Source organism: Pseudomonas sp. KH_046_2 (genome assembly GCF_057838985.1).
This window is the reverse complement of record NZ_CM174480.1, coordinates 3,918,324-3,935,716: the sequence shown is the minus strand read 5'-3', so window position 1 is coordinate 3,935,716 and position 17,393 is coordinate 3,918,324. Positions and strand designations below refer to the sequence as shown.

At 61.5% G+C, this 17,393-nt stretch carries 18 protein-coding genes and 1 pseudogene; 14 read left to right on the top strand and 5 right to left on the bottom strand.

Features of this window, described 5'->3' with window-relative positions; genetic code table 11:
• The first annotated feature begins 40 nt into the window (after positions 1-40).
• The 4 genes from AC3IX1_RS17815 to AC3IX1_RS17800 all read left to right on the top strand — a co-directional run bounded on the left by AC3IX1_RS17815 (position 41) and on the right by AC3IX1_RS17800 (position 5,734).
• On the top strand, positions 41-1,552 hold the full coding sequence (locus AC3IX1_RS17815) for an aldehyde dehydrogenase family protein (RefSeq protein WP_489385200.1): 1,512 nt from the start codon (positions 41-43) through the stop codon (positions 1,550-1,552).
• 244 nt (positions 1,553-1,796) lie between these two features.
• Positions 1,797-3,371, top strand: coding sequence for a purine-cytosine permease family protein (locus tag AC3IX1_RS17810; protein WP_489385199.1), 1,575 nt, complete (start codon positions 1,797-1,799; stop codon positions 3,369-3,371).
• A 17-nt stretch (positions 3,372-3,388) separates the two neighbouring features.
• On the top strand, positions 3,389-5,077 hold the full coding sequence (betA, locus tag AC3IX1_RS17805; RefSeq protein WP_489388757.1) for a choline dehydrogenase: 1,689 nt from the start codon (positions 3,389-3,391) through the stop codon (positions 5,075-5,077).
• Positions 5,078-5,275: 198 nt separating this feature from the next.
• Positions 5,276-5,734 (top strand): GNAT family N-acetyltransferase, encoded by a 459-nt coding sequence (locus AC3IX1_RS17800; protein WP_489385198.1) that lies wholly within the window; start codon positions 5,276-5,278, stop codon positions 5,732-5,734.
• Between the two features lie 13 nt (positions 5,735-5,747).
• Here the strand turns inward: AC3IX1_RS17800 and AC3IX1_RS17795 are convergent, their stop codons facing one another.
• The gene (locus AC3IX1_RS17795; RefSeq protein WP_103395532.1) at positions 5,748-6,053 is read right to left on the bottom strand and encodes an NIPSNAP family protein; all 306 of its coding nucleotides are present in this window, start codon (positions 6,051-6,053) and stop codon (positions 5,748-5,750) included.
• A gap of 230 nt (positions 6,054-6,283) precedes the next feature.
• Here AC3IX1_RS17795 and AC3IX1_RS17790 point away from each other — a divergent pair, with 230 nt between their 5' ends.
• Together AC3IX1_RS17790 and AC3IX1_RS17785 are read left to right on the top strand one after the other, a co-directional pair.
• On the top strand, positions 6,284-6,943 hold the full coding sequence (locus AC3IX1_RS17790) for an ATPase (RefSeq protein ID WP_489385197.1): 660 nt from the start codon (positions 6,284-6,286) through the stop codon (positions 6,941-6,943).
• Between the two features lie 67 nt (positions 6,944-7,010).
• Positions 7,011-7,349 carry a hypothetical protein gene (locus AC3IX1_RS17785; RefSeq protein ID WP_489385196.1) on the top strand — a complete coding sequence of 113 codons (339 nt, stop codon included), beginning with the start codon at positions 7,011-7,013 and terminating at the stop codon, positions 7,347-7,349.
• 314 nt (positions 7,350-7,663) lie between these two features.
• On the opposite strand, the gene ppk2 is transcribed toward AC3IX1_RS17785, so the two are convergent.
• Positions 7,664-8,581 carry a polyphosphate kinase 2 gene (ppk2, locus tag AC3IX1_RS17780; RefSeq protein WP_489385195.1) on the bottom strand — a complete coding sequence of 306 codons (918 nt, stop codon included), beginning with the start codon at positions 8,579-8,581 and terminating at the stop codon, positions 7,664-7,666.
• Between the two features lie 177 nt (positions 8,582-8,758).
• Between ppk2 and AC3IX1_RS17775 the strand changes: the two genes are divergently transcribed.
• The 4 genes and pseudogenes from AC3IX1_RS17775 (at position 8,759) to AC3IX1_RS17760 (ending at position 10,847) form a co-directional block, all read left to right on the top strand.
• The gene (locus tag AC3IX1_RS17775; protein ID WP_489385194.1) at positions 8,759-9,688 is read left to right on the top strand and encodes a Ppx/GppA phosphatase family protein; all 930 of its coding nucleotides are present in this window, start codon (positions 8,759-8,761) and stop codon (positions 9,686-9,688) included.
• A gap of 23 nt (positions 9,689-9,711) precedes the next feature.
• On the top strand, positions 9,712-10,152 hold the full coding sequence (locus AC3IX1_RS17770; protein WP_489385193.1) for an arsenate reductase ArsC: 441 nt from the start codon (positions 9,712-9,714) through the stop codon (positions 10,150-10,152).
• Positions 10,145-10,255, top strand: a pseudogene (locus AC3IX1_RS17765) (DUF1801 domain-containing protein); the annotation flags it as partial. The gene AC3IX1_RS17770 and the pseudogene AC3IX1_RS17765, both read left to right, overlap by 8 nt.
• Before the next feature lie 202 nt (positions 10,256-10,457).
• Positions 10,458-10,847 (top strand): c-type cytochrome, encoded by a 390-nt coding sequence (locus tag AC3IX1_RS17760; RefSeq protein ID WP_489385192.1) that lies wholly within the window; start codon positions 10,458-10,460, stop codon positions 10,845-10,847.
• Here the strand turns inward: AC3IX1_RS17760 and AC3IX1_RS17755 are convergent, their stop codons facing one another.
• The gene (locus AC3IX1_RS17755) at positions 10,848-11,702 is read right to left on the bottom strand and encodes a LysR family transcriptional regulator (RefSeq protein WP_489385191.1); all 855 of its coding nucleotides are present in this window, start codon (positions 11,700-11,702) and stop codon (positions 10,848-10,850) included. It abuts the gene before it with no gap.
• A gap of 134 nt (positions 11,703-11,836) precedes the next feature.
• Here AC3IX1_RS17755 and AC3IX1_RS17750 point away from each other — a divergent pair, with 134 nt between their 5' ends.
• From AC3IX1_RS17750 to AC3IX1_RS17735, 4 genes are read left to right on the top strand one after another with little or no spacing between them, the layout of a single operon-like run.
• Complete coding sequence (locus AC3IX1_RS17750; RefSeq protein WP_489385190.1) at positions 11,837-12,889, top strand: agmatine deiminase family protein; 1,053 nt, start codon at positions 11,837-11,839, stop codon at positions 12,887-12,889.
• Positions 12,890-12,893: 4 nt separating this feature from the next.
• Entirely contained in the window at positions 12,894-13,802 is a 909-nt protein-coding gene (gene aguB, locus AC3IX1_RS17745) for an N-carbamoylputrescine amidase (RefSeq protein WP_489385189.1), read from the top strand.
• Between the two features lies 1 nt (position 13,803).
• On the top strand, positions 13,804-14,904 hold the full coding sequence (locus tag AC3IX1_RS17740; protein ID WP_489385188.1) for an extracellular solute-binding protein: 1,101 nt from the start codon (positions 13,804-13,806) through the stop codon (positions 14,902-14,904).
• Positions 14,905-14,953: 49 nt separating this feature from the next.
• Complete coding sequence (locus AC3IX1_RS17735) at positions 14,954-16,078, top strand: agmatine deiminase family protein (RefSeq protein ID WP_489385187.1); 1,125 nt, start codon at positions 14,954-14,956, stop codon at positions 16,076-16,078.
• 149 nt (positions 16,079-16,227) lie between these two features.
• Here AC3IX1_RS17735 and AC3IX1_RS17730 read toward each other — a convergent pair whose 3' ends face one another.
• Together AC3IX1_RS17730 and AC3IX1_RS17725 are read right to left on the bottom strand one after the other, a co-directional pair.
• A complete protein-coding gene (locus AC3IX1_RS17730; RefSeq protein WP_489385186.1) occupies positions 16,228-16,656 on the bottom strand; it encodes a nuclear transport factor 2 family protein in 429 nt (142 codons plus the stop codon).
• Positions 16,649-17,392 (bottom strand): SGNH/GDSL hydrolase family protein, encoded by a 744-nt coding sequence (locus AC3IX1_RS17725; RefSeq protein ID WP_489385185.1) that lies wholly within the window; start codon positions 17,390-17,392, stop codon positions 16,649-16,651. The genes AC3IX1_RS17730 and AC3IX1_RS17725 overlap by 8 nt, the downstream gene beginning before the upstream one ends.
• Position 17,393: the final 1 nt, after the last annotated feature.

Here is a 17,393-nt window from a genome sequence, read left to right as displayed (position 1 = left end):
TGACCCGGCAGGTTCTGACTGCCGGGCAGAGAGAACAAAAATGGACACGATCGTCAAAAGTTACCTGCAAAAATTCGGCGTCAGCGAAGCCACCCAGACCTTCCTCAGCAAGGTCCAGAAAATGTTCATTGGCGGCGCGTGGGTCGAAGCCAGCGACGGCCAGACTTCCGATGTGATCGAACCCTCGACCGAAGGCCTGATCACCCGCATTCCCATGGGCACCACCGATGACCTGGACCGCGCCGTGCAAGCCGCCCGCGCCCAGTTCGACGGCGGCGCCTGGCGTCAGGCCAAACCGGCCGAACGCGAGCGCATGATGCAGCGCCTGGCCGACCTGATCGAGCAGAACGCCGCGGAGCTCGCGGAAATCGAATCCATCGACATGGGCAAATCCGTGGCCTTCGCCAAGGACGTGGACATCCAGGGCACCGTCGATACCCTGCGTTACTTCGCCGGCTGGGCCACCAAGCTGCACGGCCGCACCGTCGAACCTTCGCTGCCGGGCAATTACCTGGCCTATACCCGCAAGGAAGCGGTAGGCGTAGTCGGCGCCATCGTGCCGTGGAACTTCCCGCTGCAAACCATGGCCTGGAAACTCGGCGCGGCACTGGCGACCGGTTGCACCGTGGTGGTCAAACCCGCCGAGCTGACCTCGTTGTCGGCCCTGCGTTTCGCCGAGCTGGTGCAGGAAGCGGGCATCCCCGACGGCGTGATCAACATCGTCACCGGGCGCGGCAGCGTGGTCGGTGCGGCCATGGCCACCCACCCCGGCATCGACAAACTGACCTTCACCGGTTCGACCCCGGTCGGCCAGACGGTCGGCCGCGCAGCGCTGGATGACATGAAGCGCCTGACCCTCGAACTCGGTGGTAAATCACCGGTCATCGTCTGCGCCGACGCCGACATCCCGGCCGCCGCCCAAGCAGTCGCCAACGGCGTGTTTTTCAACTCCGGGCAGGTATGCGACGCCGGTACACGGGCCTATATTCATAGGAGTGTCTACGACGAATTCCTGCGTGAACTGATTGCCTACACACGCACCCTGAAAATCGCCCCGGGCCTGGATCCGGATTGCTTCATCGGCCCGCTGGTTTCTGCACTGCAAAAGCAGCGCGTGACCGAGTACATCGAGACCGGCAAGACCGAAGGCGCCGAACTGGTCTACGGCGGCCAACCGGTCGATGGCCCTGGCTTCTACGTCGAGCCGACCATCTTCGCCAATTGCCGCAACGACATGCGCATCGTCCAGGAAGAGATCTTCGGCCCGGTGCTGGTCACCGCACCGTTCGACGACGAGGAAGACGCGCTGGCCCTTGCCAACGACTCGCCTTACGGCCTGGCGGCGGCACTGTATTCCAACGACCTGGGCAAGGTGCACAGCCTGATTCCACGTCTGAAAGCAGGCTCGGTCTACGTCAACGCCCACGGCACCCTCGATCCGTCAATGCCGTTCGGTGGCTACAAGCAGTCCGGGTTCGGCAAGGACCTGGGCGCCGAGCAGCTCGACTACCTGCTCGAAACCAAGGCGGTGTGGATCACGCTGCCAGGCTGACGCTAGTCCTTTGTAGGAGCGAGCTTGCTCGCGATGGTCTCAAGAGCACCGCGTTTAACCAGCAAGCACGCGTATTCGTTAACGACCATCGCGAGCAGGCTCGCTCCTACAGGTTTTGCGTTTTTCCAATAAGGCATCTGCAACAACGCCAGGTAGGCACGGGCACTGACTATCCCTGTGGGAGGTCATTCACCCGAAAGAACGCGGTTATCTCGTCATGATCTTCCAACAATAAGAGTCCATCATGAACACTAACGCCAAGTCCGCCCCGAGCGTGTCCAGCCTCGACGAAAAATCCGTCGTCGAGGGGCATTCGATTGACTTCATCCCCGAGAACGAGCGCACCGACAAGCTGGCCAGTCAGGGCCCGTTCTGGTTCCTCGGCAATTTCACCTTCTTCACCATGACCATCGGCTTCGTCGGCCCAAGCGTCGGCCTGACCGCGCTCTGGACCACGCTCGCCGGCACGCTGGGTATCATGTTCGGCACGCTGTTCATGGCGTTTCACGGCTCCCAGGGCCCGCACCTCGGCCTGCCGCAGATGATCCAGTCCCGCGCGCAGTTCGGTTATCGCGGGGTGATCCTGGTGCTGCTGGCGACGCTGTTCGTGTTCGCCGGCTTCAACATCGTCAACCTGGTGCTGATGATGCAGGGGCTGCACACGCTGTTCGGGTTCCACCCGGCGGTGATCGCAGTGGCGGTGACCATACCGGCGGCGGTGCTGGCGATCCTCGGTCATGACTGGATGCACCGCAGCTTCAAATGGGCGTTGTACCTGTCGTTGCCGCTGTATGGCCTGGTGACCGTGGCGGTGGTGATGGGCTGGGTGCCGGATGCGGTGCTGCCGGCACTCGCAGAAGGCGAAGTGGCCCGGGAGCCGCTGGGTTTCAACTGGACCGGTTTCATCGCGCAGTTTGCGGCGGCCGCCAGCTACAACATCGCCTATGCGCCTTATGTGTCGGACTATTCGCGCTACCTGCCGAAAAACACCTCCAGCGGCAAGCTGATCGCCGTGGTGTTCCTCGGGGCTTCGCTGTCCGGTGCATGGATGATTTCCGTGGGTGGCTGGCTGGCCGATCACCTGCACACCACTGACGTGTTGGTGGCCCTCGGGCAAGTCGGCAACACCGTGTCGCCACTGGTGGGCACGGCGGTGGTGGTGGTCACCATCCTGGCGTTCCTGCCGGTGATCGCGATGAACATCTACAGCGCCAAGCTGACCACGCTGACCTGCGTCGACTCGATCAAGCACATCGAGCCAACCCGCAAGGCTCGCATCCTGGCCATCGGCTTCGTGATCCTGCTGCAACTGGGCGTGGCCCTGAGCATCCAGAGTTCCGGCAAAGGCCTGTCGGTGCTGGGGATCTACCTGGTGGTGATGCTGTACTTCCTGGTGCCCTGGACCTCGGTCAACCTCACCGACTACTTCTTCGTGCGCAAGGGCCGCTACGCCATCCCGCACTTCTTCATGCCCCACGGCAACATCTACGGCAGCTGGGGCCTGCGCGGCATCGCCGCCTATGCCATCGGTTTTATCTCGATGATCCCGTTCTTCTACATCTTCGACGGCGTCGAGCAGCGCGAGGTGTATGTCGGCCCGCTCGCCAAGGCGCTGGGCAGCATCGACATCGCCTGGCTGGTCGGGCTGATCGTGTCGGGCCTGGCGTACTACTGGCTGAGCCGCTCGATCGATCTGAAGCGCGAAGAAGCGGTGATCCAGCAGATCGAGAAAAACTCCCCGCAATACACCACCGGCGACACGCTGACCCACAAACAGCAACCACTGCCGGTATTCACTGAATCGACGGTCGGGAGATAGTCATGACCACGCAAAAAATGGCTACGCAAAAATACGACTACATCATCATTGGCGCAGGCTCGGCGGGTTGTGTGTTGGCCAACCGCCTGAGCGAAGACCCGGCCACCTCGGTGCTGGTCCTGGAATTCGGCGGCAGTGACAAGAGCGTAGTGATCCAGATGCCGAGCGCATTCTCGATCCCGATGAACACCAAGAAGTACAACTGGCGCTACGAGACCGAGCCGGAGACCCACCTCAACGGCCGACGCATTCACTGCCCTCGGGGCAAGGTGCTGGGCGGCTCGTCGTCGATCAACGGCCTGGTGTATATCCGTGGTCACGCGCTGGACTTTGACGAGTGGGAATCCCTGGGTGCCGAAGGCTGGGGCTATCGCAACTGCCTGCCGTACTTCAAACGTGCCGAGAGCTACGAGTCGGGCGGCGACAGCTATCGCGGGCAAACCGGGCCGCTGCACACCACCAACGGCAACCACATGAAAAACCCGCTGTACGGGGCCTGGGTCGAAGCCGGCGCGGAGGCGGGCTACATCAAGACCGAAGACTGCAACGGCTACATGCAGGAAGGTTTCGGCGCCATGCACATGACCGTGAAGAACGGCGTGCGCTGCTCCACGGCCAACGCCTATCTGCGCCCGGCCATGGGCCGTCCGAACCTGACGGTGATCACCCATGCGATGACCCGCCAGATCATCCTCGAAGGCAAGCGGGCGGTGGGGGTCATGTATGACCACGGTGGCCAGACCCACCAGGTGAATTGCAACCGCGAAGTGCTGATCTCGTCCGGGCCGATCGGCTCGCCGCACCTGCTGCAACGCTCGGGCATCGGCCCGGCGGACGTCCTGCGCAAGGCGGGGATCGGCGTACGCCACGACCTGCCGGGAGTAGGGGAGAACCTGCAGGATCACGCCGAGGTGTACATCCAGTTCGGCTGCAAGGAACCGGTGACCCTCAACAACAAGATGGACCCGCTGAGCAAACTGATGATCGGTCTGCGCTGGCTGCTGTTCAAGGACGGCCTGGGCGCCACCAACCACTTCGAGGCCGGTGGTTTCATCCGCTCCGAGAAGGGCCTGCGCTGGCCGGACATCCAGTTCCACTTCCTGCCGGCAGCGATGCGCTACGACGGCAACAAGCCGATCAAGGGCCATGGCTTCATGGTGCTGACCGGGCCGAACAAGCCGAAAAGTCGTGGCTATGTGCGCGTGCGCTCGGCCGACCCGTACGAGCATCCGGAAATCCGCTTCAACTATCTGGAGCGGGAAGAGGACCGTGAAGGCTTCCGCCGCTGCATTCGCCTGACCCGCGAGATCATCGGCCAGAAAGCCATGGACCGCTTCCGCGACGGCGAAATCGCCCCGGGCGCCCAGGTGACCAGCGATGAAGACCTCGACGCCTTCGTGCGCGACAACCTGGAAAGCACCTACCATCCGTGCGGTTCGTGCCGTATGGGCGAGGACGACATGGCGGTGGTCGACTCCGAATTGCGCGTGCGCGGCATCGCCGGCCTGCGGGTGATCGATTCGTCGGTGTTCCCGACCGAGCCGAACGGCAACCTCAATGCGCCGACCATCATGCTCGCCGAGCGCGCCTCGGATCTGGTGCGTGGCGCACAGATGTTGCCGTCAGCGGATGTGCCGGTTGGGCTGGTGGAGGGTTGGGAGAGCAGCCAGCGTACCTCCTTGCCAGGGCGCAACGTCCGCGTCTGACCACACCCCGCAATCCAATGTAGGAGCGAGCCTGCTCGCGATAGCGGTCTGTCAGTCAACTTCACTGTTGAATCTGATGGCCTCATCGCGAGCAGGCTCGCTCCTACAGGGGCCGCGGTACTTTCAGAAAAATAGTGCGTCGCTGTTCCATGGCCATTGCTAGTCTGTAATTCCTTGAGACCGTAATGGAGCACCCTCATGGCTATTCAGGCCCTGCGCGCCGACGCATCGCACATCGACCAGATCGCACCTTTGTTTGACGCCTACCGGATGTTCTACAAGCAGCCGTCGAACCTTTCGCAATCCCGCGCCTTCATCGCCGAGCGACTCGCCCGGGATGAATCGGTGATATTTCTTGCCCGGGACACCGACGGTGAAAACTACGGCTTCGTCCAGCTGTTCCCGACCTTTTCCTCGATCGATGCCCATCGCACCTGGCTGCTCGGTGATCTGTTCACCACGCCCACCGCCCGGGGCAAAGGTGCCGGCACCTTGCTGATGAGCACCGCCCGGGATTTTGCGAAGCTGGCCGGCGGCAAAGGCATGACCCTGGAAACCGCCACCGACAACCTCACCGCCCAGCACCTGTATGAATCCCTGGGCTGGGTGCGGGACCCCGGTTACTACACCTATTGCCTGGATCTGAAAAAGGATTGAGTCAGCGATCCTGTCAGCCAAACACCGGCCGCATGAACGAACGCTCGTAGCTGAGGATGAATTTCTTCTCCTCGGCGTACTTGAACGCCGCGATGCACTGCGGATCGTTCATCGACTGTTGCCGGTAATGTTCGTACGCCGCCAGGCTGGGGAAGGTGAACAGCGCCAGGGCGATGTTGTTGGCACCCTCCGACGGCAAAAAGTAGCCGTGGTGCTGGCCGCCGAACTTTTCCACCAGGGGAATCCACAACTTGCCGTAGTGTTCGAACGCTTCGAGCTGGTAGGGATCGAGCACGTATTTCAGGTAGCAGGTCACCATTGTTTCGTTCCTTGATCAGGTTTTGAGGGCAGTCGCCACTGTAATCAACAGTGGGCCCCCGGCACAGGCGCTTGTTCGACATTGACCGGTAACTTTGCGCCAGAGGCAGGCGCTGGCGTCGCCGCACTATTGGTTCAGTCAATAGTGACCATCAAGAATCGCAAGTTCTGTTTTTTGCGCAAAGGCGGAAAATTGCCTGCATTGAACACGCTGCTCAAGGAACCTGCGCGATGAAAATCTTGACCCGACTGGCTGTGATTGCCCTGTTGCTGGGCAGCGTTGCATCCACCGCATCGGCCTTTGCCGAAGACACACGCTGCCATCTGCCACCGATCACCGCTGGCCAGGGCAGCTTGCAATACGGGCAGACGGTCGGGGTGCTGTACAGCGAAAACACCGTGGAAAACCTGCAATACCTTGAGCAATACCACTCGGTGGCCGTGAACGGTGCGAAAAACGCACTGGATGCGCGGATTCGCCAGGCGTTCGTCAACAGCTCCGATCCGGACCTGGCCATCGACTGGCTGATGAGTTCGCTGCACCACAGCTTTCTGTCAGTGACGGTCTACGACAACCTCGATGCTCTGGTACAGGCCCACCCGGATGTGGTGGTGATGCTCGATACCCACAACCAGTTGCTGACCCAGCGTAACGACCGGGTCGAGGCGCGTTTCGCCGCGCGGTTCTACGACGCCAGCCTGCAGTACATCGGCAAGGCCGAAGGCGCGGTGGAAAAACAACTGCCGTCGGTGTGGGTGCATGACAAGACCGCGCCCGAGATCGCCGCGCAAATCGAACAGCAACGGGACCTGCAACTGACCGCGCTGAAACAGTTCGATGCGTCGCTGAAGGCGCTGGTAACCGCCGGATTGACCGCAACAACAAATTAATCAGCCCGACGCCGATTGAGCGGCGGGCAACCCGATCCACCGTGGATTTCTGTTCAGGACCTGATACATGCGCACTGTTTTTGCCCCGACCCTGGCCTTCGCCTCGCTGCTGCTGGCCGGTTGTGCCACGCCGAACGATCCGACGCTGACCTTGCAGACCAGCAAGTCGCCCGAGGAGTACACCCATTGCGTGGTGCCGAAGTTGCAGCACGATGCGCTGGCACCCACGGTATCGCAGACCCAGCGCAGCTACCGGATCGTCGTATCGAGCAAAGTGGCGGCGGACAACGTGCTTGAAACCTATAAAGCCTCGAACGGCGGCAAGGTGTTCCTGTACGAGCGCAAGCTGCTGGCCTCGACCTTCGTGCCGTCGACGTTCGAGCGTGCGGCGCAGGAGTGTTTGTAAGGGTAATTCCAGGCAAAAAAAAGCTGCCGGGACTGGCAGCGGAAAGTTAAAGCACGCATTGAATGACTTGAGTATGCCGCCCGGTTCATGACGATTCGATGACGGCTTGATGGCCATTCATCAGGATGCCGCAAATCCTGCTACGAGTGATTAACTGTGGCGAGGGGGCTTGCCCCCGTTGGGTTGCGAAGCGACCCTAAAACCATCCATCGCGGTTTTTCAGGCATACCGCGTTGTTCGGGTTTACGACTGCTGCGCAGCCGAACGGGGGCAAGCCCCCTCGCCACAGGTCACCACAGGTCTTGTGTTGAGCTTCAGTAAATCTCCGGCACGATGATTTCCTGCGGTACAGGCCCCCGTGAATAGTCCTTCTGGCGCACCCGCTGCGGCAATTCGATCACCGGCAGCTCGATTTCTTCATAAGGCATCTGGCTCAGCAGGTGATGGATGCAGTTGAGCCGGGCCTTCTTCTTGTCGTCGGCCTGCACCACCCACCAGGGCGCTTCGGCGATGTGGGTGCGCTCGAGCATGATTTCCTTGGCCTTGGTGTAGGCCTCCCAGCGGCGGCGCGACTCCAGGTCCATGGGGCTGAGTTTCCACTGCTTGAGCGGGTCGTGAATGCGGCTGAGAAAGCGCAGGTTCTGATCCTGGTCGGAAATCGAGAACCAGTACTTGATCAGCTGGATGCCGGAGCGGGCGAGCATGCGCTCGAATTCCGGCACGGTGCGGAAGAATTCTTCGTACTGGTCGTCGTTGCAGAACCCCATGACCTTTTCGACCCCGGCGCGGTTGTACCAGCTGCGGTCGAACAGCACGATTTCCCCGGCGGCGGGCAAGTGCGATACGTAGCGCTGGAAATACCACTGCGTGCGCTCGCGGTCGTTGGGCGCGGGCAGGGCGGCCACCCGGCAGACCCGAGGGTTGAGGCGCTGGGTGATGCGCTTGATCACGCCACCCTTGCCGGCGGCATCGCGGCCTTCGAACAGGATCACCACCTTGTGCCCGGTTTTCACCACCCAACTCTGCAATTTCACCAGTTCGCCTTGCAGGCGAAACAGTTCGGCGAAGTAGCGGCGCCGGGCTTCCTTTTCGCTGCCATCCTCGATGTGTTCATCGAACAGTGCGTCCAGGTTGTGTCCGTCTTCCGATAATTCCAGTTCCAGCTCTTCGTCACTGATATCGAGCAGCTCGCGGTGGATGCGCTGGATCAAGGTGTCCTGATTGGAAAGCATGGTGAGACACTCGTGTCATGGGTGGTACGGTCGATCCTGGTCACAGTTTGTTACGAAGTGGTGATGCCAGGCGCTGTCATCTTGGTGTCATCGAAGCAATGGCAAGATCCTCGCAATCCGTCTTGAGTGCCCGACGGCCGCCAGTCCGCCGGCAGATGAATGTGCAAGGAACCCTCCATGAAAGACGCCCCGCTGTTTGCCGCCATCGACCTGGGTTCCAATGCGTTTCGAATGATGATTGGCCAGTCGGTGAGACGGAACCAGCAGATGGTCATCCAGGAAGTGAAAACCCTGCGTGAGCCGGTGCGTCTGGCCGAAGGCCTGCAGGGCGGGGCGCTCGATGAGTTGGCGCTGGACCGGGGCTGGCAGGCGCTGGCGCGATTCGGCAAGAAACTGCGCGGTTTCGAGGCCGGGCGCGTGCGGGCGGTGGCCACCAGCGCGGTACGCGAAGCGGACAACGCGCCGCTGTTCCTGGCCAGTGCCGAGCGCCACCTGGGTTTTCGCATCGACGTCATTTCCGGTCACGAAGAGGCGCAACTGGTCTACGCCGGCGTGGCCCACACCTTGCCGGCGCAAACCACGCGGCTGGTGGTGGATATAGGCGGTGGCTCCACGGAGATGATCATCGGCCGTGGCGACCAGTTGCTGGTCACCGAGAGCATTGCCATCGGCAGCGGCACCTTCGGTGCGCATTACTTCCATGGCGGGCGGATCGTGGCCGAAGCGCTGCTGGAGGCCGAACGCGCGGCCACCGTGCAATTCGAACGCATTGCCCGCCGTTACCGCGCCATGGGCTGGCAGCAGGCGGTCGGTTCTTCCGGGACAGCGCGGATGCTGGCCAAGGTGCTCAAGGCCAATGGCCTCAATGATGACGGCCAAAGCGGCATCACCTACGGCGGCCTGTTGCGCCTGTCGTTGCGCCTGCTGGAAGTCAAACATGTGAAACACCTCAAGCTGGCCGGTTTGCCCACCCATCGCCTGAGCATTTTGCCCGGTGGCCTGGTGGTGATGCTGGCGGCGTTCAAGGTGTTCGGGATCACGCACATGATTGCGTCTGAACCGGGTTTGCGGTTCGGCGTGCTGCATAGATTGATGAGCAAACACTAAAACCCGCCAGTCGAGGTACACCCATGACCGACCCCCGTCGCGTGCTGTTCGTCTGCGCCAGAAACGATGTCCGCTCACCCATGGCCGAAGCCCTGTTGCGCCATATCGATCCTGCCGATTTCCAGGCTTTCAGTGCCGGGCTCGAGGCCACCGAGATCGACCCGCGCACGTTCGAATCCCTTGATCACATCGGTGTCGATGCCAGCGGCTTGCGCAGCAAGTCCCTCGAAGATTTCGAAGGCCAGGCATTCGACTACGTCATCACCCTGTGCGACAAGTCCTCCGAAGAGGCCGCGCGAATGCCGTTTACCGCTGAAGTGATGGTCTGGAGCTTTGAAGACCCGACCACCAGCGAAAGACACGACCCGTTCCGCCATACCCTCCAGGAAATCGGCGACCGCATCAAAATGTTCGTCACCGTGAAAACCCGCTCTGTGCCCGCAAGATCATCCACCAAGCCTTGAAGGCAATACCCGGCGTGCCATCGATATTCGCGAGGGCGAGCCGATCGATGAAACGGCGCTGAAGGCCTTGATTCAGACGGCCATTGAGCTCAATACCTCCCGCACCAAAAAATTACTCAATACACAGACCCCCTGTGGGAGCGAGCCTGCTCGCGAATGCGGACTGACATTCAAAATTAATGTCGACTGACACAGCGAATTCGCGAGCAGGCTCGCTCCCACAGGGGACGGTGCCCACCTGACCGTTTTGGAGATACTCAGCTGTCATGTTCCAATAGCCGGTAATGTAAAACTGGAACCGGAACATGAAGAAAATCGCCGCCCTGACCCTCGCCTTGGCGCTCGGCGCTGGCCTGTTCAGCACTCCCACCCTTGCTGCGGGCGATGTCCAGGCCGGAGAGAAAGTGTACAAGCGCTTCTGCAGCGGCTGTCATCAGATCGGCGAATCGGCTCGCGCCTTCTTTGGCCCGCAGCTCAATGGCGTGATCGGTCGGCCCTCCGCTGTCACCACGGACTACGTGTATTCCGACGCGATGAAATCAGCCAACCTGGTCTGGAACCGCGAAACCCTGATCGGCTACCTCGAAGCGCCGAAGAAAGTCGTCCCTGGCACCCGCATGATTTTCTGGGGCCTCAGTGACCCGGAAAAAATTGAAGACCTGCTGGCCTACCTGCAAACCTTCCCGGCGCAATGATCATTCCAGATTGTTCACCAGCCACTCGGTAAACGCCCGCGCCATCGAAGTGTTCTCGCTGTCACGGTGGGTCAGCAGTGCCCAGTTCGGGCCGCGGATGGTTTGCTCCACCATCGGCTGCAACAACCCGGTGGCCCGCGCCTGCCGACTCAGCAACTGGCTCACCAGCGCGATGCCGAGCCCGGTGCAGGCGGCGTCCAGCAGCAAACCCGGATCGGAAAAATTCAGCCCCTGATCCATCTGCCCCACATCAATGCCCGATTCCACTGCCCAGTGGCTCCAGTCCATCTCCCGCTCGCCATGCAGGGTGGTGCGCTGTTCCACCGGCATGGCCAACAGGCTCGGGTGACACGCCGGGTAGAGGCGGTCGGCGTGCAGCACCTTGAAACTGCATTCGGCCTGGGAACTGATGTCGTCGCGTACCGCCAGGTCGATGGTCTGACTGGCCATGTCCGGCACTTCATCGGTGCTGAAAATCCACAGATCGACCTGGGGGTGCAGCCGACGGAAATCCCCCAGGCGCGGCAACAACCAGTGCCGGGCGAACGCCGGGGTGGTATTGAGCACCAGTTGATTGGGTTTCTGGTATTGCCCCAACCGGCGAATGCCCACCGCCAGTTGCTGCAACAACGCCTGGGTGGTGCTCAGCAGATCGTGACCGGCATCGGTCAGGCTGACGCTGCGCCCGCTGCGATGGAACAGCGGTTGCTCCAGGTACGCCTCAAGGCTGCGGATCTGCTGGCTGATCGCCGATTGGGTGAGGTGCAACTCATCGGCGGCCTTGTGAAAACTGCCCAGCCGGGCGGCGGCTTCGAAGCCGCGCAGGGTGCTCAGGGGCGGCCAGTGTTTGAGCATATCGATAAGTTCCTCTAATCAGTTGTCTGCAAAATCCATCGTTTGTTTGCCTGTTTTTCCAGCCGTAGCATGCATGCCAAGACCGCCAAGGCCGTTTTCATTGAACACAATGACTTAACTCAGAGGTGCTTGTCATGCAGCAGAACGTTATTCAAAACAGTGGTTGGACGATGCCGGCCGAGTGGGTCACCCACGCCGCCACCTGGATGGTCTGGCCGCACAACAAGACCCTGTGGGAGTCAGGCTGGCGGGTGACACTGCCACAGGTTCAAGAAGACTTCGCCCGGGTGGCCAACGCCATCGCACGCTTCGAGCCGGTGAAACTGGTGGTCGATCCGTCAGCCGTCGCCAGCGCCAAGGCATTGTGCGGGCCGAACATCGAATTGATCGAACTGGCGGTCAACGACAGCTGGTGCCGCGACTCCGGCCCGAGCTTCGTCTGCCACCCGCAGCAAGGCCTGGCCGGTGTGAGCTGGCGCTTCAATGCGTGGGGCGGCAAGTCGGCCCACGATCTGGACGAAAGCCTGGCCCGCCGCGCGCTCAATCATCTGGGCCTGGAGTGTTTCGGCACGGCGCTGAGCAACGAGGGCGGCGCCATTCATGTGGACGGCGAGGGCACGTTGATCACCACCGAATCGGTGTTGCTCAACCCCAATCGCAATCCGGGGGTGTGCAAGGCCGAGATCGAAGAGATCTTCACCCGCCTGCTGGGCGTGAAGAAAACCATCTGGCTGCCGGGGGATCCGGACTACGTGACCGGCGACATGACCGACGGCCACGTCGATGGCGTGTGCGCCTTTGCCCGTCCCGGCGTGTTGCTGGTGGACGCCACCCACGACCAGAGCTCGGTGTACGCCGCAGTCGCCCGGGAGAACCGTCGCGCCCTTGAACTGGCCACCGATGCCCAGGGCCGCAAGTTCGAGCTGATCGAACTCTATGAAGCCTCCGACGCCGTGGACACCGAGGCCGAAGTGTTCTGCGCCTCCTACACCAATTTCTACATTGCCAACGGCGCGATCATCATGCCGGCCTATGGCATCGATGCCGACAAGGTCGCGGCCGAAGTGCTGGCGCAGGCGTTCCCCGGACGCGAAGTGGTGCCGGTGCGGATCAACCACCTGGCCCATGGCGGCGGCGGCGTGCATTGCATCACCCAGCAACAGCCGGCCTGGCCGGTGAAGGGTTGAAGCCATGACTTTACTCACCATCGCCACCACGCAAATGGCCTGCAACTGGGACCTGAAACACAACCTCGACCAGGCCGAGCAACTGGTCCGCGAGGCCGCGGCCAAGGGCGCGCAGGTGATCCTGTTGCAGGAGCTGTTCGCCACGCCGTATTTCTGCATCGAGCAACACCACAAACACCTGGCGCTGGCCGAGGAGTATCGCGACAGCCACGTGCTCCAGCGCTTTGCCGCATTGGCGAAAGAGTTGGGTGTGGTGCTGCCGCTGAGCTGGTACGAGAAGGCCGGCAATGCCTACTTCAACTCACTGAGCGTGGCCGACGCTGACGGGCGCCTGTTGGGCGTGTACCGCAAGACCCACATCCCCAACGCCATCGGCTATCAGGAGAAGGAATACTTCAGCCCCGGCGACAGCGGTTTCCGGGTCTGGGACACCGCGTTCGGGCGCATCGGCCTGGGCATCTGCTGGGACCAGTGGTTCCCGGAAACCGCCCGCTGCCTGGCCTTGATGGGCGCCGAAGTGCTGCTGTTTCCGACGGCCATTGGCTCTGAACCGGGCTGCGCGACCCTGGATTCGCGCGATCACTGGCAGATGACCATGCGTGGCCACGCCGCCGCCAACCTGCTGCCCGTGGTGGCGGCCAACCGCGTCGGCCGGGAAGCGGCGACCACCGACTCGACCCTGCAAATGAGCTTCTACGGCTCGTCGTTCATCTGCAATCACAAGGGCAAATTGCTCGCCGAAGCCGACCGTGACAGCACCAGCGTGCTGGTCCACACCCTGGACCTGGCAGCCATGCGCGAAGACCGCCTGACCTGGGGCATCTACCGCGATCGCCGTCCGGAAATGTACGGCGCCTTGTTGACCCAGGATGGTCGTCAGATCCATTCACGCTGGGCAACCCAAGGGGTGTGACATGAACACGATCAACAAGCTGTGCCTGGCCATGGGGCTGGCGCTGGGCTGTACGGTGCCTGCGTTGCACGCCGAGGAGAAAACCCTGCGGCTGTACAACTGGGCCGACTATTTTGCCGAGGACACCCTCAGCAAGTTCACTGCCGAAACCGGGATCAAGGTGATCTACGACGTCATGGAAGGCAGTGAAACCCTGGAAGCCAAGATGCTGGCCGGCGGCAGCGGCTACGACCTGATCTTCCCCGGCGACACCGTGGCTGAACGCCTGATGCGCGCCGGCAGCCTGCAAGCGCTGGATCAGTCCAGAATCACCGCCCTGAACGACGTCGAACCGGGGCTGCAGAAATTGCGCTCGCACTATGAGCATTCCAGCAAAGCCACGGTCCCGTATACCTGGGGCACTATCGGCCTGACCTACAACGCCGAGCAGATCGCCAAGCGTGCGCCGGACGCGCCGGTCAACAGCCTGGACATGCTGTTCAAGCCGGAACTGGCGGCGAAGTTCGCCGACTGCGGCATCTCGATGATCGATTCGCCGGACGAGGTACTGGCGGTGGTACTCAATTACCTCGGTCGCGAACCGCGCAGCGCCAAACCGGCGGACCTGGCGGCGGCAAGTGAGGTGCTGATGAAGCTGCGGCCGTACGTTCGCAAGTTCCAGTCGCAGCCAGTGACCGATCTGGTCAACGGCAACCTGTGCATGTCCCTCGGCTACAGCGGCGACATGACCCAGGCGCAGCGCACGGCCGACAGCGCCGGCAAGAAAACCACCTTCCACTACCGCATTCCTCGCGAAGGCACCACGGTGTGGATGGACACCATGGCCATTCCCGTCGACGCCCGGCACCCGGAATACGCCTACGCTTTCATCAATTTCGTGATGCGCCCGCAAAACATGGCGGCCATCAGCAACTTCACCGGCTACCCGACCTCCAACGCCAAGGCGCGGCCGGATGTCGATGCGGTGATGCGCAATAACCCGGACATCTACCTGGATGAAGCCACCTACGCGCGGCTGATTCCCGGCAAGGACATTCCCCAGGCCGACATGCGGGCGCGCATGCGCACCTGGACCAAGTTCAAGACCGCTACTGTCAAATGATCACCGGTCGGCCCGCGGGCCGGCCAAACCCCGAATTTCAGGAAAACACATGCCGACACGTCGAACATTCATCAAGCAGGTATCGGTCATCGCCGGACTGGGCGCAGTGGCGTCCATGGGATTGGGCTTTGCCTCCCTGCCGGTGCGAGCGGCCGGTAAAGGCAACTGGTACATGCCCGATGAAGGTGACAAACACCAGCGGGCCTTCATCGCCTTCGGGGCACAGGCCGCGATCTGGGAGGACTTCACGCCCCACGTGCAAGACGCCCTTGGCAGGATCGCCCGCAGCATCGCCGAATACGAGCCGGTCACCGTGTTCTGTCGTCAGAACGAACGGCGTCTGGCCGAAGCCAAATGCGGCAGCCATAACACCACCTTCGTGATCGCTGAGCTCGATGACATCTGGATGCGCGACATCGGCGCCAATTTTGTCGTCGATGGCAACGGTGACCTCGGTGCCGTGGATTTCAACTTCAACGGCTGGGGTAACAAACAGCAGCATGAAGAGGATGCGCAACTGGCCGCCCTGGTCGCTGAAAACGCCAAGGCGGATTACCAGCGCAGCGAACTGGTGGGCGAGGGCGGTGGTATCGAAGTGGATGGTCACGGCACCGGGATCATGACCGAAAGCAGCTGGATCAACCGCAATCGCAATCCCGACTGGAGCAAGGCCGAGGTCGAAGCGGAACTGAAAGAACGGCTGGGGCTGCGCAAAATCATCTGGCTGCCGGGCATCAAGGGCAAGGACATCACCGACGCCCATGTCGACTTCTATGCGCGCTTCGTCAAGCCCGGCGTGGTCATCGCCAACCTCGACAACGACCCCGAGTCCTACGACTACAAGGTCACTCGCGCCCATCTGAAAATCCTGGAAAACGCCACGGATGCCGATGGCCGCAAGTTGCACGTGCATACCCTGTCGCCGCCGCTCAACCCGCGCAACAGCCGGTTCAGCAAGGCCAACCCGGACTTCGCTGCCGGCTACATCAACTACTTCGTGATCAATGGCGCGATCATTGCTCCGGAGTTCGGCGACAAGGAAGCCGATGCCAAGGCCTTCGACCTGCTGTCCGAACTCTACCCGGACCGCGAGGTAGTGCAGCTCGACATCGACGCGATCTCCGCGGGCGGTGGTGGGATTCACTGCGTGACCAGTCACCAGCCGTTGGTCTAACGGTTTGTCCCTGATTTCAGGCTAAACACAAATCCTGTGGGAGCGGGCTTGCTCGCGAAAGCGGAGTGTCAGTCAACAGAGATGTTGAATGTGATGGCCTCTTCGCGAGCAAGCCCGCTCCCACAGGTTTTTTTGGTGAGTCAGGTTAGTCAGGCCTTGCTGGCCTTCAGATAAGCCCCCAACCGCCGCCCCATTTCCTCACCCAACGCCTGCAAGCCACTGAGCGGCCGCACCATCACTTCAAACTCGACAATCTTGCCCTGTTCGTTGAAGCGGATCATGTCGATGCCCTTCAACTCTTTCTCACCCACTCTGGCGCTGAATTCGAGAATCACGTTCAAGCCATCCGCCGTCGCCAACTCACGGTGATAAGCAAAATCCTCGAACACGTTGACGACCGTGTTGAGAATCATCGACACCACCGGTGCTCCCGGATACGGCGTGTGCGCCATCGGCGAACGGAACACCGCCTGCGAGTCGAGCATTTCGGGCAAGGCGCTCAAGTCGCGCTTATCGATCATTACGTGCCACTGCTTCAGGGACGCTGCGACGTTGGGGTTCAGGTTCAGCTCAGACATCTTCAACTCCTGTTTTTATTGTTGTGGTGCGAAAGCGTTGGTCGATCACCCTGGCGGCATCGTCGGCCCATTGCCGGTAAAGCAGCGGCCCCGGATGAAAACCATCGCTGGCCATCAGGCCCGGTTCGGGCGCCAGCGGGGTAGTCAGCATCGTACATTGATCCAGGCGTGCGGCCAGATCCGCCAAATGTGCATTGAAACGACGCGCCCTGAACCCCAAAAACCAGCGCAAGGGTTGCGGCAGCGCGGGGAACAGATGCATCGGCGGAAGCGGCGACAGCACAATCTGCCTGACCGCGAATTTGTCGCACAACAGCGCCAGCAAACGCCGTTGCCGGGCGAGCCATTGATCCAGTGTGAGTGAGCTGGTGACATCGTTGACGCCAATCGACAACAGCGCTACATCGAACGGCTCAGGGGCGTGCTGTTCGAGCAGCTCGAACAACCCTTGCGAATCCAGACCGGTACGCGCCCAGAGTTTCCACGACACCTGATAAGCATCGGCCAGACGCTCCACCAACCGACCGCTGAGGGCTTCACCTTGAGTCGCTGCACCCACGCCTGCAGCGGCGCTGTCGCCGACAATCAACAAGCGCAGCACCTCGCCGCTGCCGGCATCGCCCTGACGTTCACCTTCGGCCTCTGGCAACTTGGGCGTCACGCGTCGCGTGTACAGTCCCTGCGCCAGCAACAGCGGGCCAAGCAGGATTTTGGCAAGGGTTTCAGTGTGGCTCATT